Source organism: Natrinema sp. CRL1, from assembly GCF_059162405.1.
Genome location: NZ_JBLVOY010000007.1, coordinates 34,287 through 57,963, shown reverse-complemented (window position 1 = coordinate 57,963; position 23,677 = coordinate 34,287). Strand labels below are relative to the sequence as shown.

The following is a 23,677-nucleotide window of genomic DNA, read 5'->3' as shown; positions in this document are numbered from 1 at the left end:
GAACGTGCCACCGGTGACGTTCGCGAGTCTCCGGCTATCCGATTCGGTCGTGTTCCGGTCGTAGCGTCGTGTCGGACGACGAAGGCTCGGACCGACGATTCTGCGGGCACCGGTTATCCGTGTCTGAATTAGTTTGGGAATAGTGGTGTTCAAATACAGTTCAACTCTAAAACACATATGTATAGTGTTAAATTCTATATTTCACTATTGCAATCGGAGCTCAGATTAGCGAAGTATCGTCTAGAGATTCCGTGGTCCATCGACGAGCAATCAGGTACTATCGATGCTGTATTGCCCGATCGATCAAGGAAAACGAGTTCAGCTCTCCCGGTGATCGTAACCGAGAAACCGATTATACCGAGCTCTGATCGCTTCGGAACCGACGGAGCGTCCGGTCACTACTGCCGCTCGTCGATCCGAATCACGGTTTCCTCGAGTGCGGGTACATCGGTTTCACAGCAGTGTCGAGTCGCAAATCAGCTTTCTATCCCTGTTCGTAAACGACTTTCCGTGAGCGTTCGCCACCGAATCAACGAATCCTCGACATGTATATTATTTTGATAATTCTGTCCGGTATCGCGTGGAACGCGATCGCATCAGACCTTACGGTGTCGCCTCCTGGGCTACAGAATCCGATCGGATCGCTGTGTTAGCACCGTTGCGGTAATCGACTCGTGGCACGAGCCACGAGCAGCTCACACTGGCTCATCCCTCGTCCGGCGCTGAACAGCGCCCTCAGCCCAAACCACGATTGAAACACCCCCGTGATACTGCATCGATCGGCAAACCGGCTGCCCACACTGCGGTTCGTCCCCTCGATCCAGTGAGTTACAATCATATACCTGTAATTGGGTAACTCCGTCTTATTGCTGGACGAACACGAGCAGAGTACCGCTTCTAAAGAGGTATCACACCTATATGATTGTAAACTATAGCTTCCGACTCAATCACAACGTGGCTTGGATACACGAAATAGGGCACGACAGCGCCGCTCTCCCCTCAAAACTGCGTCGACTGCGTGTGCATGTTGATGTTGACTTCGATGACGTCGGCGGTGTTCATCACCATTTCCGGGAGTTCCTGCTCGAACCGTTCGCCCTGCATCCGGCTTTTCGGTCCCGAGAGACTTACCGCACCGAGGATATCCCCGTCAGGTCCTTTGATATCCGCACCGACGGCCCGTAGCCCTTCGACCTCTTCTTCGATGTTGTAGGCGTACCCCCGCTCGCGGACCGTCTCTCGCTCCTCGAGGAGGTCGTCGATGTCCGTAATCGTGTTCGCAGTCCGCTTTCGGAGTCCGTGTTGGTCGACGATTTCTTCGACCCGTTCGTCCGGCAGATGCGCGAGGATCGACTTTCCTGCAGCCGTGTGATGCAGGCCGAGCGGTTTCCGTTCCATCTGATCCGGATAGTCGCTGCCGATCGCCTTTTCGCCGCGTTTCAGATAGAGAACGATGCCCAGCCCGTGTTTTTCGGTCACCAGTTGTGCGTACTCGCCGGTTTCTTCGATGAGCTTGTCGATCTCTTTCTTGCCGAACCGGTACAGGAGGTTCTCCTGACGGACGTGCTCGCCGATGAGGATGAACCGCGGACTGAGGTCGTATTCGTCGCCGTTTTTGATCACGAATCCGTTCTGCCTGAGCGTCGTCAAGTGGTTGTATGCTCCGCCCTTCGAGAGATCGAGTTCGGTCGCCAGTTCGGTGACGGTCGCCCCGTTTAATTCTTTCAGTGCTTTGATCACGTCCAGCGTCCGCGTGACCGTCTGGAGCGTCCGAGGCGAGCCGGGGTCGGATGGGTTCTCTGTCATCGTGATGTCTTACCACGACCGCGCCTAAATCGTTTGTGGACTGCAAACGTGACAACTGAGATTTATTCCATTCGATCACCCTGAATTTTTCTCGGGTCGCTTCAGTGATGCGCTTTTTCGGAAAATGAGAGGATAGTTACCAAGTCTCAGTATGCCATGGTTCTGTTCCACGTTTGCTATCTGCAAACGTGTCTGCGGGACCGATCTCGCTTCTGTGAACATTCTTGCTATTATTATGGATATATCCTCCTCTTATAGCTATTATGGCGGTATCTGGTGCCTGTATGGTCGCCCCCTTAGAATCGTGTTTGCAGAATGCAAATCGATGGCGCTGTGAGTACACGTTCGATGGCGGGGCTATTGCGGCTCCTTTCGAACGTACTGAGCAAAGCGCGCAAAAATAGCGGTGTGTCCCGGTCGGAACGCGGCTCTAGATGTACTCGCCTTCGCTCTCGTAGACCGACGGATCGTCTTCGAACTTGTGAGCGATCTCTTCGATCGTCTTGAACTCCGCGTTCTCGTGGCTCTTGACGTACTGGATGAAGTCCTCGAACAGCGGGATCATGTGCGGCAGCCCGTGAATGTCCGGGTGAATGGTGAAGGTGTACACGCCGGCACCGCGTCGGTTGTACAGGTAATCGAACTGTGCCTTGTAGTACTCCTCGTACATCATGACGGGGCTCTTGTAGCCGGCGTTGTACGACGGCTGCTTGATGAACAGCATCGGCGGAATGTCGTCGCGGTACCAGCTGATCGGCACCTCGACGATGTCCGTTTCCTCGCCGTACTCGTAGGGCGTCATCCAGGTTTCCGGCTCCTGATCGTACTTGATCGGTTCCCAGTCGTCGCCTTTGCGCATGTACCCCGGCTCGAACTCCCGTTCCATCAGGCTGCTATCGTATAGGAAGTCGTGCTTTTCGACGAGTTCCGGCGTGTTCTCGCTGAACTCCCACCAACTCGCGCGGTGGCCGACGGGTTCTTCGCCCGTGACATCCTCGATGAGGTCCTTCGAGACGGCGATAATCTCGTCTTCCTGTTCGCGCGAGAGATCCGTCGGATTCTCGTGGGAATAGCCGTGGACGCCGAGTTCGTGACCGGCGTCGGCGACCGCTTGGACCTCCTCCTCGAACGTCTCGATCGAGTGGCCCGGGACGTACCACGATCCCTTGACGTTCTCGTCCTCGAGGAGTTGGAGCATCCGCGGAATCCCTTCGTTCCCCGCGCAGAGTCCGCGCGAGAGGTCCGCTGGCGAATCCTCGCCGCCGTAGGAGCCGAGCCAGCCGGCGACACAATCAACGTCGATCCCGATTGCTACGTCTATGTCTCCCATAGTACGATCGGATGACCTCTTCGAAGTTGGTTAAGTACTTGCACTCCAGTAATATTGTCCGGTTCAGTCGCCGCGTCCCGCCGTGGGGTGGTAGCACCGATACCTTTATGCTATCTCGCACTACCTTCAGAAGCATGTCTGGTATTAACAGACGAAACTTTGTCAAGGGTGCAAGTGCAGCTGCCGCAGCTGGCCTCGCCGGCTGTATCGGCGGCGGCGGCAGCGATGAGGGCCTCCGCTGGATCGGTCCCGCATGGGCGGCCCGCGACGAACAGGCGGCGAAGTACAGCGAAATGACCGGCAACGAGATCGACGTCACGACGGCGACGATCCCGACGGTCCAGCAACGATTGCTCGGCGGTGAGAACTCGTCGATCGACGCCTACAGCGTCGAAACCTCCGGCGCTGGTGCGCTATCGGATGTCACGATCCCGACGCCAACCGACGAGCTAGATAACTGGGACGAAACGCAAGTTTCCGACGCCTTCACCAATCCCGGCGAGCGCCTGAGCTACCTCGGTGCGCAGACGGACACGATCAACGACCTCCTGTGGGCGGACGACGAGCAGACGGAACTCCAGTTCCCGCCACACGCGTATAACTTCGACGCGGTCGGGTACAACCCCAAGTTCGTCGACGAGGTGTCGCGTTGGAGCGCCCTGTTCGACGAGCAGTACGAGGGTCAGTCCGTCATCGGGGAAACCGCGGCGATCACCATCCCGCAGGCGCTGATGCACATGGTCGACACCGACATAGTCGACGGGGAGATCGGCGACCTCAATAACCCGTCCCAAGAACAACTCGACGCCGCCATCGATTTCTTGATCGAACAGAAAGAGGCCGGCCAGTTCCGGACGACGTGGGAAGCCTACGGCGAATCCGTGACCCAGATGGCCGGCGAAGAAGCGGTGATCGGCGACCTCTGGCAACCGGCGGCGATGGACGTCCGGCGCGAGGGAACGCCGTGTACGTACGCGACCATGGACGGCGGCATTCAGGGCTACCGCTACTGGTTCGGCGGCATCGCGCCGGTCGACCCCGGCGCTCGAGAACGCGACAACCTCGGGGCAGTCCGATCGCTCCTGAACGACGTTCACTACGGCGCTTGGTACCCCGGATTCGTTCAGGGATGGGGGTACTCCGTTCCCCACTACGAGAACACGGAACTCGTTCGTGACGGCTCCGACGACTCCGGCGAAGGGATGGGTCCCGAATACTACGATTGGGCCTACCGCGGCGAAAGCACCTACGATGCGGTTGACGAACCGGCGCTGTTCGATCCCCAGGAGTACGACTGGTCCGACGAGGAGGGCGAGCCGAATGCCGACGGGTCGACCCGCGACAGCGGCCCGATCGAGGAGCGCTTCGACAACATCGGGTTCTTCCAGATCTGGCCCGACGAGGCGGACTACATGCAGGACCGCTGGGGCGACTTCCTCGCCGCATAATCCGAGAATATGGGAGACACTCCACAATGACGACGACCGATACCGCGGCTGATTCCGCCGACGATCGATCAGTACCGGACCGAGCGGCGAGCGAGGGTACGGGTTCGCGGCTGGCCCTGAGCGAGCCGTACGCACTGTCACTGCCGACGGTCGCGTGGTTCACCGCGTTCCTCCTCTTGCCGCTTGCCGTCATCGGCTTCTACAGCTTCATGTCCTACTCGAGTTTCAGCGTGATATACGAGTTCACGCTGGACCCGTGGACCCGCGTCTTCACCGACGGGACGGTCCGTGCAGTCTTCGCTCGCACCATCGGCACCGGCATACTGGTGACGCTGCTCACGCTCGTGTTCGCCTACCCCATCGCGTACTACCTTCGGTTCTACACCAGCGAGTTGGGCGGGATCATCCTGCTGTTGTTCCTCGTGATTCCGTTCTGGACCTCGGAACTCATCAGGACGATCGCGTGGTTCCCGATCCTGGGCCGATCCGGGGCCATCAACTGGGTCCTCCTCTCGATCGGGGTCATCGACGAACCGCTTCGGTGGCTCATCTTTAGCCTCTTCTCGCAGATCGTCGGCTACCTGCAGAACTTCCTCGTGTTCATGGCGGCCCCGATCTACATCTCACTGTCCCAGATCGACGAGGATCTGCTCGACGCCTCGGAGACGCTGCGCGCCGATTCGATCGCGACGTTTCGCAACGTCACGTGGCCGCTCAGCCTGCCCGGCGTCGCCATCGGCTGTATGTTCACGTTCGTCCTCGCGATCGGGAACCTCACCATCCCGCAGTTCCTCAGTTCGGGCTCTGCGACCCTGACCGGACTGATTTACCAGGAAGTCCAGCGCGGCCTCCACTACCCGAACGCGTCGGCGATGTCGATCATGCTACTGGTCGTGATCTTCGCGTTCGTCTTCGCGCTGTTCCGCGTCGTCGACATCAGCGAGATCGCACAGAACTAGCGCCGCCATTTCCGTTTTCGACTCGAGTCACATTGGTTCCGAACGACGGGGTTCTGAACGACGGGGTTTCGGGATCTGATTTGGTGTCGTGTACCTGGAAAAACCGATACTGCCGCATCCTCGAGACCGACCCTACTCCCAGATGGTTCCGTCCGTGCCGTGTTCGTCCAGATGGTCTTGGTGTTTCTCGGCGTGGTCATCGAAGATGACGTCTCCCTCGTCGGCGGGTTCTCGAGACCGTTTCGCGTCGATGGCGTCGTCGATTCGAAGGACCGTTCCAGCGACTTCGACCGCGGTCACGTAGCTCCACGTTTTCAGAGCGAACGGCTCGAGGACACCGTGTTCTGCCACGTTGGTAACGACTCCCTCGGGAAGGAACAGTCCGCTCTCGTACCCCGTTTCGCCTGCCGCCGCTCTGAGGTCGGCAAGCGTCGAGATCGGATCCAGACCCGCGTTTTTGGCGAGCCCGTACGGAATCCGCTCGACGGCGTCGGCGAAGGCGTTCATCGCGAGTTGGGCGCGAGAGCCGGTTCCCGGTGCCGCCGCGCGAACGTCCCGCGCGACGCCGATATCGACCGCGCCGCCGCCGGGCACGACGCCCGCCGAGCGACCGTGTTCGCCACGCGCCGACGCGACTGCGGCGGTGGCCTTACGGAGTTGTCGCGTCGCCTCGGATCTGAGTTCCCCCCAGTTTCCGCGGAGGAAGACGGTCATCGAGCCGGGAGTCCGGCAGCCGTCGAAGACGACGAGCCGCCGTCGCTCCCGCCGCCCGCTCCGTTTCTCGGCGCGTTGCTGTTCGACCCGTCCCGCGTAGCCGAGATCCGCCACGGTGATGTCGCTCGGGTCTCTGACCTGACTCGCCCCCGTCGCCTTGGCGACCCGTGCGAGTTTGAGCCGGTTCACGCCGCGAACCGCGAGGATACCGGCGTCGGCGAGCTGTCGCTGGTAGCGATCGTCGATCCCGAGCCGAGTGACGACGACGTCTACATCGTGTTTGATAAGCGCCTCCATGATCTCGCCCCGTCGCTCCGCGTACAGATCCTCGTAGCCCGCGATATCGCCCGGATCGGTGATCTCGATCGTCGCTTCCTGCGTGAGTTCGGGGTTCCGGAGGCCGCCGACGCGGCCGTCCCCCGCGTCCCCGCGTTCGAAGCCCGACAGGACGAGGACGGTCGCGTCGTCGACCGCGGTCGGCATCCGCTCGGAGACGACCTCGTTTCTCGGCAGGACGGTTCCCCGAAGCAGCCTCGAGTCCCCGATCGAGCCGGTCGACACCCCCTCTACGCCGAACGTCTCCGGCGTCGGATAGCCGACTTCGGTGGCCGCATCGCGTGCGAACTCGGCCCACCGGTCGGCCATCCCACCCACGTCGTTGCCGGTCATCGCGGTTCGTGCGACCGCCCGTTCGGCGGCCGCAGGGTCCGAAAACGAATCCAACTGGCGGCGCGAGTCGCGGACGGAATCCGTCGCGACCGACAGCGCGTCGACGTACCCCTGACGCACCGATGTCGGGTGAACCCCGTGCTCGAGTAGCGTCTCGGCCTCGTCGAGCAGCGATGCGAGCAGCAGAACTGTCGACGTGACGCCGTCGGTGACGTGTTCGCCGACCGTTTCGGTGTCTTCTGGAAACTCGTCGCCCGCAACCCGTCTGACGACGGGCGCTATCGGGTGCTCTAGCGGTAGCGCTTCCAGGATCGTTCGCCCGTCACCGGTGACGACGTACTCGTCGTACGCGACCCCGTCGGGCGACGCCCCCTGCGAGGCGGTTCGCTCCCCGATGAACTTATCGTGTGAGACGGGGCCGAGCGACGGGGCGAGAACGCCCGCGATTCCCTTGATTGCTGCAATGTTTGCTTGCGGAAAAGAAAGCTCACTGTCGTCTCGGGACATGATCTGATCTGAAATCAGGTTTCAAGCCTTATGACTGTTGTTGCAGCGGGGCCGAAGTCGCCGGCAAGCGAGGGGGTCACGTAAAAAACCATGTTTTATGTGTGATGAGGTACCACATTGGGTGATGGCTACTCGCCAGAGTTCGACAGACGGATCTACAGTAACGGGGCTGCTGAATCGGCTCAGTACCAAGCGACTCGTAACGGCGTATTTCGTCCTGATGGCGATCTACATCTATGCGCCGATCATCTCCCTGGTGGTGTTTTCGTTCAACACCGGCGGCGTGACGGCACCCTTTGCCGGCGTTACGCTCGAGGCCTACGAGTCCTTGTTCGCAAACGATACGATGTGGGGGGCGATCTCCCGGTCGATTCAACTCGCGTTGGTCGTGACCGTCATCACGACCTTGCTCGCGACGGCGACCGCCCTCGCGTACCGGTACGACTTCTGGGGGCAACGCGGCATGTTGTATCTCATTATCCTCGGCATCATCACGCCGGGGATCACGTACGGCGTCGGGACGTTGTTACTGCTGACGCAGGTGTTTCAGCTTAGCCGAGGGCTCATGCTCGCGATTCCGGTCCACGTCGTCTGGACGCTGCCTTTCGCCGTGATCGTACTGCTCGCCGGCTTCCCGCCGAATCTGCGGGAAAACGAGCGGGCGGCACAGGTGATGGGTGCCAGCAAACTCACCAGCTTTCGCAAGATCGTCTTGCCACAGATTCTGCCGACGGTCCTCGGCGCGGCGGTGTTCGCGTTCACGCTCTCGTACAACGAAGCCGAGCGCGGGCTGTTGCTCGTCGGTCGGGAGACGACGATGCCGATTCAGGTGTTCTCGGTGGCGTCGGCCGACCGGGCGACGCCGGAACTGTTCGCCCTCGGCAGCGTGACGACGATCTTCTCGACAGTCTTGCTCCTCATCGCCGGCTGGCTCGTCATCCGCAATACGGCAAACTAACCGATGGCTCCGATCTCTCTTTCCACTGCCGTCCGCGTTCGCTCTCGCTTCTCGCTTCGAAACGATTAGGTGCGTCAAATATCACCCCACAGACAGCATGAATTCAAACGTCCACATACTCAGCACAGGTGGCACGATCGCAAGCACCGGTACGGATGACGGTGCCAGACCGGACAAGCAGGGGTCCGAACTGCTCGCGGACATTCCCGAGATCGATGACTACGCGTCCGTCTCGGTCGAACAGGTCGCACAGATTCCGAGTTTCACCATGGACTTCGAGACGATGGTGACGATCGTCCGACAGGCCGAAGCGGCGATCTCGTCGGGTGCCGACGCGATCGTCGTCACCCACGGTACGGACACCTTAGAGGAGTCGGCGTTTTTCGCCGACCAGACTCTGGGCGTCGACGCCCCGATCGTGTTCACGGGCGCACAGCGCCGACCCGACGAAATCAGTCCCGACGGCCCCGCGAACATCGTTACCGCGGTTCGAGCCGCAACCCACGACGCCGTGCAGGCGGCCGGCGGCTCCTACGTCGCCTTCGACGAGCAACTCCACGAGGCACGGACCGCCACGAAAGCCCATACGAGCCGCCTCGATACGTTCCGGTCGCCCGATTCGGGGCCGGTCGCCTCACACGATCACAGCGGCTTCCGGTTTCACTACTCGCCGCCCGAACCGGACGCGCGCTTCGACCCCGTCGTGCCGGACGCGGCGGTCCGGATCGTGCCGAGCTATGCCGACTGTCCGCGCGATCCCGTCGACGAGGCGGTCGAGGCGGGCGTCGACGGCCTCGTTATCGAAGGCACCGGCCTCGGTAACACGACCGCGGCCCTCAGCGACGCGATCGCCGACGCGCTCGAGGCGGGTATTCCGGTCGTCGTCGCCTCGCGCTGTCTCGGCGGGGCCACGGCTCCCGTCTACGGCAATCCGGGCGGCGGCGAGACGTTGCGCCAACACGGCGTCGGATTCGCCGGCGACCTCTCCGCACAGAAGGCACGAATCAAACTCGCACTCGCCGTGACCGCGACGAACGAGCCGCTCGAGCAGTTCCCGGCCGAGTGACCCGACGCACAACGCACTTGCAGTGACCGCTCGGCAGCGGGTGGGCAGCGACCGCGGTGTAGTCGACGAGACCGCGGGCATCGATACCATTATTATTATCGAACTGCTGAGGTATGAGTGTCATGACCGCACAACGGTTAGACGGACGGACAGCACTGGTTACCGGCGCGAGTTCCGGCATCGGAAACGCCATTGCGGCGGCATTCGGCCGACAGGGGGCGAACGTCGTCGTCGCGGACATCCGCAAAGAACCGAAGCTCGAGGACGAGCGATCGGTATTCGAGAAACTCGACGACGCGGGCGCGGACGCGACGTTCGTCGAAACCGATGTCTCGAGCGCCGACGACGCGGAAGCGGCGGTCGAAACCGCCGTCGCCGAGTACGGCGGGCTGGACATTCTCGTCAATAACGCCGGGATCTACCAGCAGTATCAGGCCCACGAGACGCCCGACGAGGCGTGGGACGACATTATCGACGTCAATCTCGGCGGAACGTTCCTCCTCACGCGGGCGGCGATACCCGAACTCCGGGACAGCGACAACGCGAAGATCATCAACCTCGCGTCGATCTACGGTCTCGTCGGCGGCGAACACAGCGCGGCCTACTGCGCCTCGAAGGGCGGCGTCGCGAACGTCACGCGACAGCTGTCACTCGACTACGCCGCCGACGAGATCAACGTCAACGCGCTGGCACCCGGCATCATCAAGACCGCCCAGAACCACGAGTGGCGCGAAACCGACGAAGACCTCCTCGAGGACTGGCAAAACCGGACCCCGTGGCCCCGATTTGGCGAGCCCGAGGACGTCGCGGACGCGGCGCTGTTTCTCGCGAGCGATCGGAGCGACTTCGTCACCGGTCACGTCCTCTCCGTCGACGGCGGCTGGACGGCGCGGTAGCGCGGTCGCTTCCGATACATCGTGGCGACAGCTCGACGAGCGATCGACGCGAGCGAGAAATCGAGACGCGGTCGAGACGGCTCCGTTATTCGCCCAAGACGTCCTCGCTGAGATCGACGTCGGGCAAGACACTGATTCGCTCGAGGAGCGTGGCGTGTTCGGGCCGCCACGTGATGTCGACGGTGTCGGTTTCGACGTCGATGATTTCGTGGCTCTTCAGCTGTAGGTCCGTGGCCTCTCCGGCGTCGTTCGTCGCCGTGAGCAGGATCTGCGTCCCGGCTCCGGGTTGGTGGATGACGTCGTCGACGTCACAGGCGAGCACGTTCTCACCGTCCGCGCCGATCTCGAGGTACTGCGGGCGCACCGAGAACGGAATCTCTTCGCCGACGAGCGAGTCGGGCGCGGAGTGGAGGTTCGCCGTCGATGCGACGAACGCACCGAAGGGGGTCTGTACCGTGGCTCGAGTGCCGTCGTCGCTGACCGCGACCAGTTCGCCGGTGAATACGTTCGAGTCCCCGACGAACGTGGAGACGAACGCGGTGTTCGGCGCGTTGTAGACCTCGTCGGTCGAGCCAGAGTGTTCGATCTTCCCGTCGTTCATGACGATGATCTGGTCGGCCAGCCGCATCGCTTGGGTCTGGTCGTGGGTCACGTAGACGAACGTCGTGTCCATCTCCCGGTGGATCCGGAGCAACTCCCGCTCCATGCGCTTTTGGAGCTTGTAGTCCATGTCGCCGAGCGGTTCGTCGAGCAACAGGAGCTGGGGTTCCAGCACGAGGCTTCGTGATAGCGCCACCCGCTGTTTCTGGCCGGCCGAGAGCTCCTCGGGCGAACGATCGCGCATCTCGTCGAGCCGCATTATTTCGACCATTTCCTCGACGCGCTCGGTCTGTTCGTCCTCGGAGAGGCCGAGCTGCTCGAGCCCGTATCTGATGTTCTCTTCGACGGTCAGATGGGGGAACAGCTGGAAGTCCTGAAAGACGAGGCCGATATCGCGCTGGTGGGTTTCCGCGTGAGTGATGTCCTCGCCCGCGAGGATCACTTCGCCCTCGGTGATCGGGAATCGGCCGACCAGCGAGTGAAGCGTCGTGGACTTCCCGCAGCCGCTCGGCCCGATCAGGACACAGAAGTCGCCCCGATCGATCTCGAAGCTGATGTCCTCGACGGCGACGGTCCCGTCGGGGTACACCTTCGTCAGCTCGTTTACCTCGAGTATCGTGTCGGTTTCCGTCGATTCGGCTTCGGCCGTTGCGTTTTGTGCTATGGTCATAGTTTCAGAATGTCGCTTGCGGTTTCGGTCTCGGTGACGCTCATTTCGGTGAAGAACTGTGCATCCTCGCGGTCCCAGCCCACTCGAATCGTCTCGTCGTACTCGCCGATTTCGGCTTTGCCGGGTACGATCGCGTAGAAGTCGTTGCCATCGATCGAGACGGCGATCTCCGTCGTCTCGCCCATGTACGTACTCCCCATCGGGGTCGCCTCGAACTCGGTATCGCGGCCGACTGCGTCGTCGCCGATCGCAACGTTGACTGGCCGGATCTGTAAGAGTCCCGTGTCGCCGGCCGCCGCGTCGTTGACGTTCTCCGCTGCGACGCGGCCGAAGGCAGTGTCGACGATACAGCCGTCGACATCCGTCTCGACGACTTCCCCGTCTACGGCGTTGTTGTCGCCGAGGAAGCGGGCGACGAACGCCGTTTTCGGGTGGTGGTACACATCCGATGGCGTTCCGATCTGTTCGATGCGGCCCTTGTTCATCACGACGATCTTGTCGGCCAGTTTCAGCGCTTGGTCCTGATTGTGCGTGACGTAGACGAACGTACTCCCGAGATCCTCGTGGAGATGACGGATCTCGAGTTCCATCTGCTTTTGGAGCTTGTAATCGAGGTCGGCGAGCGGATCGTCGAGCAACATCGTATCACACTCGCGAATGAGTTGCCGTGCGAGTTCGACCCGCTGTTGTTGCCCCCCGCTGAGTTCCGAGGGCGGGTCGTCTTTCGTGTGTCCGATCGCTAGCAACTCGAGCATCTCGTCGATCTTTCGTTGCAGTTCCGCCTCGTCGATCTCCTCGTCTTGCTGCCGGACGCCGAAAGCGACGTTCTCGCCGACGGTCATGTGCGGAAAGAGAGCGTCTTCGAACTCCTGGAACACGTAGCCCAGTTCGCGGTCTTGGACGGACAACTCCGCCGCGTCCGTCCCATTGATGAAGACGCGACCTCGATCCGGTTCCGTCAGCCCGGCGATGCTCTGGAGGAGCGTGCTCTTCCCGCAACCGCTCGGACCGACGATGACGCAGAACTCCCCCTCGTCGATGTCTAGATGGACATCCTCGAGAACCTGCTCGTTCCGGAACGAGATGTCTACCGACTCTAGTCGAATATCTGTCGAGCCCATAGCGTGTGATGTATTACCGAACCATATGGGTGTATCGGATTTGGCCGAGATTTGCCGGAGTTTCGTCACGGGATCGAATCGGTGAGCGCGATTCCGCCGAATTTCCAGACGCTGCCGTGACCCACCGGTCCGAAACGACTGCCTGGCGGATCGTCCTGACTGCTTCGCCCGTCATTGACTGCTGTCCGCTCCCGACTCGGTACGGTTCGACCGATCCCGTAACTATAAGAGACGGACTAGCATGGACACACGTAATGGGAGAGCTTAGCGACAAGTCAGCGTTGGTTACCGGCGGGAGTCGAGGTATCGGCCGCGGTATCGTCGAGGAACTAGCGGAAGCGGGTGCGACCGTCGCGGTCAACCGCCACCCGGACGAACCCGCGAAGTACGGCCGGGAGGTCGTCGAAAGCGTCGAGGCGACCGAGGGCGATGCGTTCGTTTTACCGGGTGACGTCAGCGACGAGGACGACGTTCGCGAGCTGATCGACGAGTTCGAAGCCCGGGAGGGTGCCGTCGACGTGTTGGTGAACAACGCCGGCATCCTCACGCAGTCGCCACTCGCCGACATGTCGGTCGAGACGTGGGACGAAACGATCGCCGTCGACCTCCGCGGCGTGTTCCTGATGACCCGATTCGCGCTGCCGGGCATGCTCGAGCAAGGAGACGGACGGATCATCAACGTCGCGTCCCAACTGGGGATCAAAGGCGGCGAGGAACTGGTCCACTACTCCGCCGCAAAGGGCGGCGTCATCGCGATGACGCGGGCGCTCGCGCGGGAAGTCTCCCCCGCAGTCACCGTCAACGCCATCGCGCCCGGCCCGGTCGAGACCGACCTACTCGACGACATCTCCGCGGAGTGGCGCGAGAACAAGGAAGCGGAGCTCCCGATGGGGCGATTGGGACAGGTCGAGGATATCGCGCCGACTGCCGCCTTCCTCGCCGGCGACGGGGGCGACTACTACACCGGACAGACGCTCAGTCCGGACGGCGGCGACGCGATGCATTAGTTCGACGGCCCCGCTCACTCGAGACAGCGCGGGTACTCCCGGCTCATGCGTCCTCTGTCGCCAGCTCGAGCGCGGCCGACGCGAGGGTGTTCGCGGCGCTGTAACAGTCGTCCCAACTGGTGAACTCGTCTTCGGTGTGGCTCTTGCCATCTTCGCTGACGGCGAACACCATCCCGGCGTCACACACCTCGCTGGCGTGGGTCGCGTCGTGGACGCCGCCGCTGAACAGCTCCCTCGTCTCGTAGTCGAACGCCGCCGCCGCGCGTTCGACCGCGTCGACGCAGCGATCGTCGAACGAGACCGGTTCGGCTCGCGCGCGGTCCGCGTGGTCGTACGCGATGCCTTCGCGGTCGGCGGCGGCCGCCGCTTCGCGTTGGACGCAGTCTTCGGCGCGATCGATCACCGACGCCGCTGGATCGCGGAACCCGTAGCTGACGGTCACCTCGCCGGGAACGACGTTGATCGAATTTGGCTGCACGTCGACGGCACCGACAGTCCCGACGGTTCGTTTGCCAATTGCGTTCGGAATCCGACGCACCTGGGTAATGAGATCCGACGCCGCGACGAGGGCGTCGCTGCGGTGGTGCATCGGCGTCGCACCCGAGTGGCTCGCCTCGCCCAGAAAGGTCACTTCGCCCCACGTGAGCCCGACGATACCGGTGACGACGCCGACGTCTGCGCCCGTCTCGTCGAGGGCCGGCCCCTGTTCGATGTGGAGTTCGAGGTAGGAGTCGTACGCTTCGGCGGGAGCCGCCGGCTGGTCCCCCTTGTACCCGATTCGCTCGAGTTCCGACTCTACTGTTTGCCCGTTCTCGTCGGTCTTCGCGTACTCTTCCTTGAGGTCGAGTTCGCCGGCCCAGACGCCGCTGCCCTGTAAGACCGGCTGGAACCGCGACCCTTCCTCGTTCGTCCAGTTGACGATCTCGACGGGGCGCTTCGTTTCCAAACCGCGGTCGTTCAGCGTCCGGACGAACTCCAGCGCAGCGACGACGCCTAACGCGCCGTCGTAGATCCCGCCGTTGGGCTGGGAGTCGAGGTGCGATCCGACGAGCACGGGCTCGGTGTTTCGACGCCCTTCTCGGCGGCCGAATACGTTCCCCATCTCGTCGATCCGAACGGAGAGTCCGGCGTCCTCGAGTTGCGTGACGAACCAGTCTCGGACCGCTTTGTCCTCGTCGCTCAGTGCTACTCGATGGAGGCCCCCATTGTCCGTTCCCCCTATTTTGGCCTGTTCTCGCATCGTCTCTACGAACCGATCGCGCTCGAGCGTGACTGTCACACACGACACGACGGCCGTCTCCCAAATGAACGTTGGCAGAAAAATTAGACAAACTACACTTCCGGCACGTTCTGCCCGTATCGTCCCGAGCGAAAGTTGCCATACTCGATTACCACGTGTTGGGTCTCTAGTGGATCGCTATCGACTGTCGGTGGGGATACGCCTCGAAGTCGTTCCGAGGTCAGTAACGCTGCGTACTCAAAAAGTATGGAATGTGGTATATGGTCTGTTCTATCGGATCAGATATATAGACAGCAGTACGACTATTCTTGTATGTAGTCCCTCGAGATCGGAACTCTCATCGATGGAACTCCTCTGAATCGGCTCGTTCTCTCGTAACGATAGACGGGATCGGCGCGAACTCATGCGGTGGCCATGACTGGAGAAAATGGCCACATAAGTGGGCTTTTGTCATCGAACACGTCGAATATGTGCTGTTTAAACCTATTTACGGCGTCCGAACGGTATTGACGATCGTCTGCTATAATCGCGAGTCGCCGCGTCTAACGCGATCCGGAGCGGCCGATTTCGCGAGTTTCCGATCGCGTCCGTTTCCCACGTGTGTCGCGCATTCTGCGATTGATAGATGCTACTCCTATCGAACCCGAGTTGTATCTCATAGTGATAGATATGTTCGAATGGGGCGGTGCCGAGTTCCGGACAACAGTTTCGCTACGCGTGAAATAGCGCAGTCGGTCGGGACGACCGTCAGGGGTAGCAACGACCGCCAGTCGGAACTGACCGTCTCGAGTGTCTCCAACCGGTTCAGAAACTGCGTTGGCTCCCGTCGGCTCGAGGCGACTGCGGACGATTCCACTGGCTGCGCTCGTGAGGTATCGTTACGAGGTTCGATCCGTCATCGCCACACCTACGCTCGGCTCACGGCACAAGTCGCCACAAGAAGTGGGCCAACTCGGATTTGAACCGAGAGCCTCCACCTTATCAGAGTGGCGCTCAACCTAATTGAGCTATTGGCCCGCACTGCCTTCCTTCGCACTCGATAGTTGCTCGGTGGGATGTTTAAGCGTTTCTTTCTCACCGACCCGTGCGAACCGCTACCGAGCGAGGGGGTCGTCGTCTCGCTCGTCGTCCGCGTCGTCCGTGCGTTCGTCTCCGAAATCGATCGAGTAGGCGTCCTCGGAGCCCTCGCCGTCGACGGTGTAGGCGTCGTCGCCGAGGTCGTACGTCTCGCCGCCGCTCGAGGCGGTGTTCCCCTCCGCTGGGCCGTCGTTCGGGAAGCCGAACGTCCAGACCTGTCCGCTGGCGAACCCGCCCGTTTTCTTGTCCGCGTACGGGATGATCACGTAGCGCTTGAGCACGGCGCGAATCGGGACTCGCGTTATCGGAACGGCGAGCAGGAAGCCGATGGCGTCGGTGACGAGCCCGGGCGTCAGCAGGAACGCTCCGGCGGCGATCAGGAGCCCGCCGTCGAGCAGTTCGTTGGTCGGCGGCTTGCCCTCGGCCATCGTCCGCTGCATCTTTCGTATCGTCCGCCGGCCTTCGGCGCGGACGAGGAGCATGCCGATCAGGCCCGTCAGGACGACGAGCAGGATCATCCCGACCCAGCTCAGAAAGCTGAACTGGGTGACGACGACCGCGAGCAACACGGCGTCGAGAAACGGAATGAGCAACAGCGCGAAGATCCACCGGAGCATAGTCCGATCTAGTCGCCGAACGGTGAAAATCTTTTACTCTCGTTCCAGAAACGGAATCGCGTGCCTCGAGGCCGGAGCCGAGCGGCTCGTGGCCTACGCGAACGAAGGGCTTACCCTCGCAACGTTCGTCGGTCCGGTATGGACGATACGACCCGTGTCGAGTGGCGCGACTGGGGACCGGAGGCCTTCGACGACGCCGCGGCGGCCGACCGCCCCGTCTTGCTCTCGCTGACCGCGACGTGGTGTGATCACTGCCACGAGATGGACGAGGAGACGTATTCCGAGCCCCGCATCGCGGCCAATCTCAACGATAGCTTCGTTCCGGTGCGGGTCGACGTGGACCGCCATCCGCGGGTCCGCGACCGGTACAATATGGGCGGCTTTCCGTCGACGGTCTTTCTGGCACCCGACGGGAAGGTCTTGACCGGGGCGGGCTACCTCGGTCCCGACGGGATGCGGCAGGTCCTCGACAGCGTCCGAACCATGTGGGAGACGAAAGGCAGCGACGCGGCCCGGGTTCCGCGCCCGCTCCGGGAAGACAACCCGCCCGCGGGCGAGCTGACCGCCGAGATCGAACAGGGGATGCTCGGCCACCTCACCGACACCTACGACGAGACCGCCGGCGGTTGGGGAGAGACCCCGAAGTTCCCGCTGCCCGACGCCCTCGAGTTCGCGCTCAAGCGGGACCGGGAGATGGCGCTGCGCTCGTACGACGCGGTCGGCGCGAACCTGTTAGACGAGTACGACGGCGGGTTCTATCGCTTCGCGACCGACCGCGACTGGTCGGGGCTTCAGCGCGAGAAGCTACTGGACTCCAACGCCGCGTTAGTGCGCGCGTTCGCTAACGCCTATCTCCACACCGGAAAAGACGAGTACCGAACCCCCGCCGAGCGCACGGTCGAGTTCCTGACGACGACGTTGTGGAACGACGAGGCCGACGCCTTCGCGAACAGTCAGGCACCCGGCGAGGACGACGCCTACAGCCTCGACGCGACCGATCGGGCGGCCGCCGACGAGCCGCCGGTCGACGGAGGCGTCTTCGCCGGCCCGAACGCCCTGGCGATCGAGGGGCTGCTCACGTACTACGCCTACACCGACGACGAACGCTCCCGTCGATACGCCGAACGCGCGCTGGCGACGCTCCGCGAGGATCTGCTCGAGGAGGACGGCGTCGTCGCCCATGCACGCGAGGAGGCCGTCGAACGCGACGCCGACGGCAACGCGGTCCCGCTCCTTACGAATCAGGCGCGTGCGCTCGCGGCGCTGACGACGGCTGCGAGCACGATCGAGCCCACTGTCCTCGAAGACGCAAGGGCAGTCGCAGAGGCGACGATCGACCGGCTCCACGATGGGGACTCGTTCCTCGACGGCCCCGCCGAGGGCGTCGGCCTCTGCGATCGCCCGCTACGACCGCTCGACGCGAACGTCGCGTTCGCCGACGCGCTCATCGATCTGGCAGTTCTCACCGGTGACGACCGTTATCGCGAGTTCGCCCGAGAGACACTCGAGGCGTTCGCCGGAGCCAGTGACCGGTTCGGCGTCCAGATCGCCCGCTACGCGACGGCCGTCTCCCGGCTGCTCGAGGGGCCGCTGGTGATCCGCGTCGCCGCCGAACCCGGGTCGGATCTCCACCGCGCGGCGCTCCGACTCGCGGACCACGAGAAGGTCGTCGTGCCCGACGCGGACGACCTCGAGGCGGGGACCGCGCGGGTCGAACGCGGCGATCACGTCTCAGCCCCTGCCGAAACTCCCGATGAGTTGAGTGAACGCGTTCAGACCATTCACGGCTGATACACAGCCCCTATCGGTCGAACCCGTCCGATAGCCAAACTACCACAGCGTTTATGTTTCTCCAGTGGGTTGCGTTCGCATATGGCTACTCTCAGGGATCTCGGGCTCTCCGAGTACGAGGCTCGAGCCTATCGTTCGCTGCTGACCACCGGTCCCACAACGGCCAAGGAGTTGTCGCGGGCGAGCGACGTGCCGATGGGGCGGATCTACGACGTGTTAAACAGCATCGAACAGTACAACCTCGTGCGCAGCCAGACCGCGAGCCGGCCGAAGAAATACGTCGCCGTCGAACCCTCGACGGCCCTCGACCGGCTGCTCGAGGACAAGAAACGCGAACTCGAGGAGAAAGCGGACCAGTACGAATCGATCGTCGACGATCTGTCCGACGAACTCGACGCGGCCGAGCCGGTCGAAGAACAATTCTGGACCGCCGCTGTCGGCCCCGAGGAGACGATGGATCTACTCTTAGAACGGCTGGCGGCTGCCGACCGCGACATCGTGATGGTGTCGTCTCATCCCTCTCCCCAGTGGGACATTCAGGCGGTCAGTGAGGAGATCAACGCTCAACTCGAGGACGCGATCGACCGCGGTGTCTCCGTCAACCTCCTGATGACCCGCGAGATGGTCGCCGCGATGTCCGAAGATGTGGGCAAGCGCTACCGGGAGACCTTACAGCAACTCGATGACTTCGAGGTTCGGACACACGACGACGTGACAGGCTCGTTCAACATCATCGACGGCGTCGAGATCTGCATTCAGGTCCCGAACCCGCTCACCTCGGGCGAGGCCTTCGGCATGATCGATCTCAAAGACCCCGAGTTCGCGGCGAACGTCCGCGAGGAGTTCATCCCGCGATGGGAGGAAGCGGAACCGCTCGAATTTTAGTCGGCGACTTCGTCCCGCAGCGTCCCCATTTCCACGACGCGCTCGGCGTGGGCGTTGTGCTGGTGGATCGACTCGTCGTTGGACTGGCTCATCGTGATCACCGCGTCGTCGGCCAGATGGTCGAACTCGTCGACGACGCCCTCGGCTAACGCGCGCACGCAGTCCTCGACGAACTTTGCGTCGGCGTGGGCCGCGTAGGTCATGTGGTCCTCGTCGGGCCGCTTGGCGAGGTTGTAGATCCGGGCGCTCATCGAGTCCCGGGCGATGTCGATGATATCGTTCAGATCGACCGACGGATCGCCGTTGGCTTCGACGGTCAGCGTCGCGTGCCCCCGCTGGGAGTGACCCGGCTGTGGCACTTCATCGAGGAACTCCGTGATCGTCTCCTCCTCGACGCCCAAGTCCTCGAGGGTCTGCTTTGCGCGGGCGGTCGACATCCCCTGCGAGCAGGGACAGACGGTCATGCCGGTGACTCGCGCGCCGATCTCCTCGCGAGTACCCTCGTCGGTCGCCGTCGCCGAGGCCACGATGTCGACTGTGTGTTGGGTCTCGCGGTCGCTCGCCGGTGTCTGCTCGCGGCGCATGAACTCGGCCTCCATCGAGACCTCCGCCTTCGAGGTGTAGTCGTGGCGCTCGAGCAGCCGTTCGGCGGCCTCGCCACAGACCTCTTCGACCTGATAGGCCTCCTCGCGGGTCGCGTCCTCGAGAATTTCGTCGATGACCTCCATGTTGCGGCTCATGTCCGCGCCCTTGCGCCAGCCGGGGAGGTCGACGAAGACTTCGAACTCGGCGGTGAGGACGATCGGTCGCTTGCCCTCGCGGGCGATCTTGACGAGCTTGTCGACGCCGGTGACGCCGACCTGACTCAGGCCGACGGTCACGTCGGGCGACGTCGCCTGCACGTCCGGCAACTGATGACTCATTGACCGCATTCAGGGTAGCGGGCGATTCAACCTTTCGGAACCAGTAGTTGTTGGCTCGGCAAGTGGGTTCTCGACATCGCCTCGAGTGAGCCGTCGTTTCTTTAAGTGCCTCTGGTCACAAGGTAGAGCTATGACGGGAGGACGGTCGTTCTGCAGTCAGTGACGCACACCCGATAGTTGTGTCGCCGTATTTTCGTCTCCCGGCCGATCGATAGATGGGCGGGCAGTCCCGATGACCGGCGGAGTCACGACCCGCTCGAGTCACCGAAGAGTCGCTTCATCGCTTCTCACGCGAGACCGAGTACGAACAGGGAGAGGAACGTTGCGCCTACCCCGTTCACAACCCCGTCGGTGACACGGCGTGCGAGGAAGACGGCGAGCCCGGCGAGAAGCACTCGCGAAATCCGGCTTCGATCCCACTCGAGCAGTGCGGTTCGGAGGGCGGACATTATCTCAAAGGTTATTGTAGTTACATATGTGTCTGGGGTAATGCAGCGAGTTTCGGGCTACTCTAGTCACACGCCACTTCACTCACCGGATTCTTCGCAGATCTCGAGTCTCGAGTCCTCTCTGGCTTCTCTCACGCCGTCGGCGCTCCGTTCCGTTCTTTAAGTGTCTCTGGTCACAAGGTGAAGCTACGAAGGGCATTCGTCACCCGGCCTTCTCGGGTTTCGTTTCCACGTCCTCGAGCCACTGCTATGTCTTCGGTTCCGATCCACGTCCACGAAACCGTCGACGATCACCTCACCGCGATCGAACGTGAACACGATATCGCGGTCGCGCTGGCGGTCGCCCGCGGGAGCCACGCGTGGGGCGCGGCGAGTCCCGACAGCGACTACGACGTTGGGTTCGTCTTCGCCCCGACCGATCTGCGGCGCTACGCCCACCTTGAGGGGTCGCCTGAAACCCTCGTCGACGACCGCGGCGAGTTCGAGTATCAGGGCTGGGACGTGCGGACGTTCGCGCGCTTGCTCGCCGACTCGAACGACGGGGCGCTCGATCTGTTGCGGAGTCCGATCCGCTACCGATGCGCGTACGACCCCAGCGACATCGCGGCCTACATCCGCCAGACGTACAACCCGATCGACCTCTATCACGCGTGGCGTGGGATCGCGACGAGCAACTACCGCAAGTACGTCTCGCACCATCTGGTCAGCACCGACGACGAGATCTTTCCGATCCTCGAGTCAAGCGACGGGGCGTACACCGCCGAAACTGACGACGGGACGATGACGGTTTCCGTGGACGACGAGCGTTTCAGCGAGACCCAAACCAAACCGACCGTGAAGCGAAACCTGACGATCTGCCGGGCGGCTATGTCTGCTTACTACCTCGCGGAGACCGGTGAACGCGGCACACACGACCTGCCCGCACTCGAGTTCGAGACCTTCCTGCGCGAGCAGGCACCCGCAGTGTTCGACGCCGACCGGATCGACCGCGCTCGCGAGTTGCTCGAGCGGAAACGGGCGGGCGAGGGGGCGGCCGAGATCGGCGACGCCGTCGGTCGCGAGTTCGCTCACCCGCCGAAGACGATCGATCCCGACACTCACGCCCGGGACGGCCCGGATACCGACCGATTGGACGACTTCATCGACGAGATGCTCACCGCGGTCCGATAGCTCGTGCCGGCGTCGTTCTTTAAGTGCCTCTGGTCACAAGGTGAAGCTACGAAGGGCTTTTCGCGGACCACTCACATCGAGTAGCAAGCGATAGCGCCCGGTCCCGCTCGAGAGACGCGGTCGTCTGATACGTGTTAGAAAGGCTGTCTGTCCGTCGAACTGGTGTGCTGAACGGAGCGAGCCTTTTTCACTCTCCCTCTCCGAGCGACAGACGATGCAAGACGACGGTGCCGACCCTGGTCCAGATTCCGAGCGAGCCGTGCCCGCGGACGGTGGCGAGCCCGACCGCGAGCGCCGTCTCGAGACCCGACCCGGGTCCGGGTCGCTCTCTCGAGCGGACGTCCAGCGCGATTCGACGGTCCGCCAGTGGGGCGTCGTCACGCCGAGCGCGACGGTCATCGGCCGCGCGGAATCACCCGATGCGGACCTCTCCGAGAGCGTCCGTCGCCTCCACGACGAACAGCACGCGGCGACGCCGGGCTACAGCGAGCGCGCCCACCACCTCGACAGGCTGCGAACGACCCAAGCGCTGTGTAACGCCCTTGAGGTGACGCCGTGGCAGCGAGACCTCGCACTCGGCGTGATGGACGAGATCGACCTCACCGAGTTCGGGAGCCAGCGCGCGATCGAGAAGGTGGCGCTGGTGGTGATCCGTCACGTCGTCGACGTCGACCGCCAGCAGTACTTCGGGCTGGACGATATCGACGCACAGGAACTCTCGGCCGACCGGATGGAGGACCTGTTCGGCCAGTATCGCGCTCACGATATCACCGACGAGGAGACCTTCAAACGGCTCGCGGCCGATTACGGGCTGGATACGACGAGCCTGAACCGGCTGCGCCGCGTGCTCAAGTCCCAACTCGAGGACGAACTGCCGGCCTACGGGCGCAACCCCTACCGCGATCCGAACCTGCCGGACGTGACGGATGCGGATACCGACACCGCCGACGTCCCGGCGACGGGATCGGAGAGCTAACGCGCGACGGCTGCGGGTGTGTCCCTCTTCTCCCGCAGCCGGACCGGGTCCGCACCTCGACTCGAGCCACTCACGTCGACTGCCGGTGACCGGCGACTTTTCCCTCACGAATGCCTAACGGTGCTATGGCCGACGCTGACACCGGATCCACGCCGAAGACGACCGACCGCATCGAAATTTACGCCGACTACGTCTGCCCGTTCTGTTATCTGGGGACGCGTTCGCTCGAGCAGTACCGCGAGGGGCGCGACGAGCCGCTGACCGTCGAGTGGCACCCCTTCGATCTGCGCCGCGGTAAGCGGAACCCGGACGGGTCGATCGATCACGAGGTCGACGACGGCAAAGACGACCAGTACTACGAGCAGGCCAGACAGAACGTCCGCCGGCTCCAAGAGGAGTACGGCGTCGAGATGGCCCGCGAAATCGCGACGGACGTGGACTCGTTCAATGCACAGATCGCGTCGTGGTACGTCAACGAGGAGTACCCCGAGCAATGGGCCGCGTTCGACGAGGCGATCTACACGGCGCTGTGGCAGGACGAACGTGATATCGGCGACGCCGACGTGCTGGCCGACCTCGCCGCCGACGTCGACCTGCCGGCCGACGAGATTCGCGACGCGGTTGCCGACGAGGATCTCCGGACGGAACTCGAGGATTTGTTCACCAAAGCACAACAGAACGGCGTCACCGGCGTCCCGACCTTCCTCTCGGACGGCCACGTCGCCCGCGGCGCGGTCCCGCCGGAGCACCTAGAGCGACTCGTCGAGGGTGACGGGTCCGGCGGCCGTCGATAGCCGC

20 protein-coding genes and 1 tRNA gene are annotated in these 23,677 nt (G+C 62.7%); 11 read left to right on the top strand and 10 right to left on the bottom strand.

Annotated elements, in window-relative coordinates; translation table 11 throughout:
* Positions 1-999: 999 nt before the first annotated feature.
* Positions 1,000-1,806: an IclR family transcriptional regulator gene (locus ACJYUO_RS19435; protein WP_494346992.1), complete on the bottom strand. Its 807-nt coding sequence runs from the start codon at positions 1,804-1,806 to the stop codon at positions 1,000-1,002.
* Positions 1,807-2,236: 430 nt separating this feature from the next.
* Positions 2,237-3,136 (bottom strand): polysaccharide deacetylase family protein, encoded by a 900-nt coding sequence (locus ACJYUO_RS19430; protein ID WP_494346991.1) that lies wholly within the window; start codon positions 3,134-3,136, stop codon positions 2,237-2,239.
* Between the two features lie 134 nt (positions 3,137-3,270).
* On the opposite strand from ACJYUO_RS19430, the gene ACJYUO_RS19425 reads away from it, so the two are divergent.
* Together ACJYUO_RS19425 and ACJYUO_RS19420 are read left to right on the top strand one after the other, a co-directional pair.
* Positions 3,271-4,584, top strand: coding sequence for a twin-arginine translocation signal domain-containing protein (locus ACJYUO_RS19425; protein WP_494346990.1), 1,314 nt, complete (start codon positions 3,271-3,273; stop codon positions 4,582-4,584).
* Between the two features lie 26 nt (positions 4,585-4,610).
* Positions 4,611-5,543, top strand: coding sequence for an ABC transporter permease (locus ACJYUO_RS19420; RefSeq protein WP_494346989.1), 933 nt, complete (start codon positions 4,611-4,613; stop codon positions 5,541-5,543).
* 132 nt (positions 5,544-5,675) lie between these two features.
* On the opposite strand, the gene ACJYUO_RS19415 is transcribed toward ACJYUO_RS19420, so the two are convergent.
* A complete protein-coding gene (locus ACJYUO_RS19415) occupies positions 5,676-7,433 on the bottom strand; it encodes a TCP-1/cpn60 chaperonin family protein (RefSeq protein WP_494346988.1) in 1,758 nt (585 codons plus the stop codon).
* A gap of 124 nt (positions 7,434-7,557) precedes the next feature.
* Here ACJYUO_RS19415 and ACJYUO_RS19410 point away from each other — a divergent pair, with 124 nt between their 5' ends.
* The 3 genes from ACJYUO_RS19410 to ACJYUO_RS19400 all read left to right on the top strand — a co-directional run bounded on the left by ACJYUO_RS19410 (position 7,558) and on the right by ACJYUO_RS19400 (position 10,353).
* Positions 7,558-8,391, top strand: coding sequence for an ABC transporter permease (locus tag ACJYUO_RS19410; RefSeq protein WP_494346987.1), 834 nt, complete (start codon positions 7,558-7,560; stop codon positions 8,389-8,391).
* Positions 8,392-8,488: 97 nt separating this feature from the next.
* Entirely contained in the window at positions 8,489-9,457 is a 969-nt protein-coding gene (locus ACJYUO_RS19405; protein ID WP_494346986.1) for an asparaginase, read from the top strand.
* A gap of 122 nt (positions 9,458-9,579) precedes the next feature.
* Complete coding sequence (locus ACJYUO_RS19400) at positions 9,580-10,353, top strand: SDR family NAD(P)-dependent oxidoreductase (protein WP_494346985.1); 774 nt, start codon at positions 9,580-9,582, stop codon at positions 10,351-10,353.
* An 85-nt stretch (positions 10,354-10,438) separates the two neighbouring features.
* On the opposite strand, the gene ACJYUO_RS19395 is transcribed toward ACJYUO_RS19400, so the two are convergent.
* Positions 10,439-11,623, bottom strand: a complete 1,185-nt coding sequence (locus tag ACJYUO_RS19395) for an ABC transporter ATP-binding protein (RefSeq protein ID WP_494346984.1) — start codon at positions 11,621-11,623, stop codon at positions 10,439-10,441.
* A complete protein-coding gene (locus ACJYUO_RS19390; RefSeq protein ID WP_494346983.1) occupies positions 11,620-12,744 on the bottom strand; it encodes an ABC transporter ATP-binding protein in 1,125 nt (374 codons plus the stop codon). The genes ACJYUO_RS19395 and ACJYUO_RS19390 overlap by 4 nt, the downstream gene beginning before the upstream one ends.
* A 254-nt stretch (positions 12,745-12,998) precedes the next feature.
* Here ACJYUO_RS19390 and ACJYUO_RS19385 point away from each other — a divergent pair, with 254 nt between their 5' ends.
* The gene (locus ACJYUO_RS19385; RefSeq protein WP_494346982.1) at positions 12,999-13,751 is read left to right on the top strand and encodes a 3-oxoacyl-ACP reductase family protein; all 753 of its coding nucleotides are present in this window, start codon (positions 12,999-13,001) and stop codon (positions 13,749-13,751) included.
* A 43-nt stretch (positions 13,752-13,794) separates the two neighbouring features.
* On the opposite strand, the gene ACJYUO_RS19380 is transcribed toward ACJYUO_RS19385, so the two are convergent.
* From ACJYUO_RS19380 to ACJYUO_RS19370, 3 genes are all read right to left on the bottom strand, one after another.
* A complete protein-coding gene (locus tag ACJYUO_RS19380) occupies positions 13,795-15,030 on the bottom strand; it encodes a Zn-dependent hydrolase (RefSeq protein WP_494346981.1) in 1,236 nt (411 codons plus the stop codon).
* Positions 15,031-15,934: 904 nt separating this feature from the next.
* Positions 15,935-16,008: transfer RNA gene (locus ACJYUO_RS19375), tRNA-Ile, on the bottom strand.
* A 77-nt stretch (positions 16,009-16,085) separates the two neighbouring features.
* The gene (locus tag ACJYUO_RS19370) at positions 16,086-16,685 is read right to left on the bottom strand and encodes an FxsA family protein (protein ID WP_494346980.1); all 600 of its coding nucleotides are present in this window, start codon (positions 16,683-16,685) and stop codon (positions 16,086-16,088) included.
* 138 nt (positions 16,686-16,823) lie between these two features.
* On the opposite strand from ACJYUO_RS19370, the gene ACJYUO_RS19365 reads away from it, so the two are divergent.
* Together ACJYUO_RS19365 and ACJYUO_RS19360 are read left to right on the top strand one after the other, a co-directional pair.
* The gene (locus ACJYUO_RS19365) at positions 16,824-18,476 is read left to right on the top strand and encodes a DUF255 domain-containing protein (RefSeq protein WP_494346979.1); all 1,653 of its coding nucleotides are present in this window, start codon (positions 16,824-16,826) and stop codon (positions 18,474-18,476) included.
* A gap of 81 nt (positions 18,477-18,557) precedes the next feature.
* Positions 18,558-19,361 carry a TrmB family transcriptional regulator gene (locus tag ACJYUO_RS19360; RefSeq protein ID WP_494346978.1) on the top strand — a complete coding sequence of 268 codons (804 nt, stop codon included), beginning with the start codon at positions 18,558-18,560 and terminating at the stop codon, positions 19,359-19,361.
* On the opposite strand, the gene mptA is transcribed toward ACJYUO_RS19360, so the two are convergent.
* Positions 19,358-20,284 carry a GTP cyclohydrolase MptA gene (gene mptA / locus ACJYUO_RS19355; protein ID WP_494346977.1) on the bottom strand — a complete coding sequence of 309 codons (927 nt, stop codon included), beginning with the start codon at positions 20,282-20,284 and terminating at the stop codon, positions 19,358-19,360. The genes ACJYUO_RS19360 and mptA overlap by 4 nt on opposite strands.
* Before the next feature lie 287 nt (positions 20,285-20,571).
* Positions 20,572-20,733 carry a hypothetical protein gene (locus tag ACJYUO_RS19350; protein WP_494346976.1) on the bottom strand — a complete coding sequence of 54 codons (162 nt, stop codon included), beginning with the start codon at positions 20,731-20,733 and terminating at the stop codon, positions 20,572-20,574.
* A gap of 249 nt (positions 20,734-20,982) precedes the next feature.
* Between ACJYUO_RS19350 and ACJYUO_RS19345 the strand changes: the two genes are divergently transcribed.
* The 3 genes from ACJYUO_RS19345 to ACJYUO_RS19335 all read left to right on the top strand — a co-directional run bounded on the left by ACJYUO_RS19345 (position 20,983) and on the right by ACJYUO_RS19335 (position 23,673).
* The gene (locus tag ACJYUO_RS19345; protein ID WP_494346975.1) at positions 20,983-21,903 is read left to right on the top strand and encodes a nucleotidyltransferase domain-containing protein; all 921 of its coding nucleotides are present in this window, start codon (positions 20,983-20,985) and stop codon (positions 21,901-21,903) included.
* Between the two features lie 214 nt (positions 21,904-22,117).
* Positions 22,118-22,879 carry a DNA-directed RNA polymerase subunit epsilon gene (locus tag ACJYUO_RS19340; RefSeq protein ID WP_494346974.1) on the top strand — a complete coding sequence of 254 codons (762 nt, stop codon included), beginning with the start codon at positions 22,118-22,120 and terminating at the stop codon, positions 22,877-22,879.
* Between the two features lie 125 nt (positions 22,880-23,004).
* Entirely contained in the window at positions 23,005-23,673 is a 669-nt protein-coding gene (locus ACJYUO_RS19335; RefSeq protein WP_494346973.1) for a DsbA family oxidoreductase, read from the top strand.
* Positions 23,674-23,677: the final 4 nt, after the last annotated feature.

Coding starts and splice junctions, on each gene's coding strand:
- ACJYUO_RS19435 (WP_494346992.1), bottom strand. CDS start 1,806: ATGACAGAGAACCCATCCGACCCCGGCTCGCCTCGGACGCTCCAGACG.
- ACJYUO_RS19430 (WP_494346991.1), bottom strand. CDS start 3,136: ATGGGAGACATAGACGTAGCAATCGGGATCGACGTTGATTGTGTCGCC.
- ACJYUO_RS19425 (WP_494346990.1), top strand. CDS start 3,271: ATGTCTGGTATTAACAGACGAAACTTTGTCAAGGGTGCAAGTGCAGCT.
- ACJYUO_RS19420 (WP_494346989.1), top strand. CDS start 4,611: ATGACGACGACCGATACCGCGGCTGATTCCGCCGACGATCGATCAGTA.
- ACJYUO_RS19415 (WP_494346988.1), bottom strand. CDS start 7,433: ATGTCCCGAGACGACAGTGAGCTTTCTTTTCCGCAAGCAAACATTGCA.
- ACJYUO_RS19410 (WP_494346987.1), top strand. CDS start 7,558: ATGGCTACTCGCCAGAGTTCGACAGACGGATCTACAGTAACGGGGCTG.
- ACJYUO_RS19405 (WP_494346986.1), top strand. CDS start 8,489: ATGAATTCAAACGTCCACATACTCAGCACAGGTGGCACGATCGCAAGC.
- ACJYUO_RS19400 (WP_494346985.1), top strand. CDS start 9,580: ATGACCGCACAACGGTTAGACGGACGGACAGCACTGGTTACCGGCGCG.
- ACJYUO_RS19395 (WP_494346984.1), bottom strand. CDS start 11,623: ATGACCATAGCACAAAACGCAACGGCCGAAGCCGAATCGACGGAAACC.
- ACJYUO_RS19390 (WP_494346983.1), bottom strand. CDS start 12,744: ATGGGCTCGACAGATATTCGACTAGAGTCGGTAGACATCTCGTTCCGG.
- ACJYUO_RS19385 (WP_494346982.1), top strand. CDS start 12,999: ATGGGAGAGCTTAGCGACAAGTCAGCGTTGGTTACCGGCGGGAGTCGA.
- ACJYUO_RS19370 (WP_494346980.1), bottom strand. CDS start 16,685: ATGCTCCGGTGGATCTTCGCGCTGTTGCTCATTCCGTTTCTCGACGCC.
- ACJYUO_RS19365 (WP_494346979.1), top strand. CDS start 16,824: ATGGACGATACGACCCGTGTCGAGTGGCGCGACTGGGGACCGGAGGCC.
- ACJYUO_RS19360 (WP_494346978.1), top strand. CDS start 18,558: ATGGCTACTCTCAGGGATCTCGGGCTCTCCGAGTACGAGGCTCGAGCC.
- mptA (WP_494346977.1), bottom strand. CDS start 20,284: ATGAGTCATCAGTTGCCGGACGTGCAGGCGACGTCGCCCGACGTGACC.
- ACJYUO_RS19350 (WP_494346976.1), bottom strand. CDS start 20,733: ATGTCCGCCCTCCGAACCGCACTGCTCGAGTGGGATCGAAGCCGGATT.
- ACJYUO_RS19345 (WP_494346975.1), top strand. CDS start 20,983: ATGTCTTCGGTTCCGATCCACGTCCACGAAACCGTCGACGATCACCTC.
- ACJYUO_RS19340 (WP_494346974.1), top strand. CDS start 22,118: ATGCAAGACGACGGTGCCGACCCTGGTCCAGATTCCGAGCGAGCCGTG.
- ACJYUO_RS19335 (WP_494346973.1), top strand. CDS start 23,005: ATGGCCGACGCTGACACCGGATCCACGCCGAAGACGACCGACCGCATC.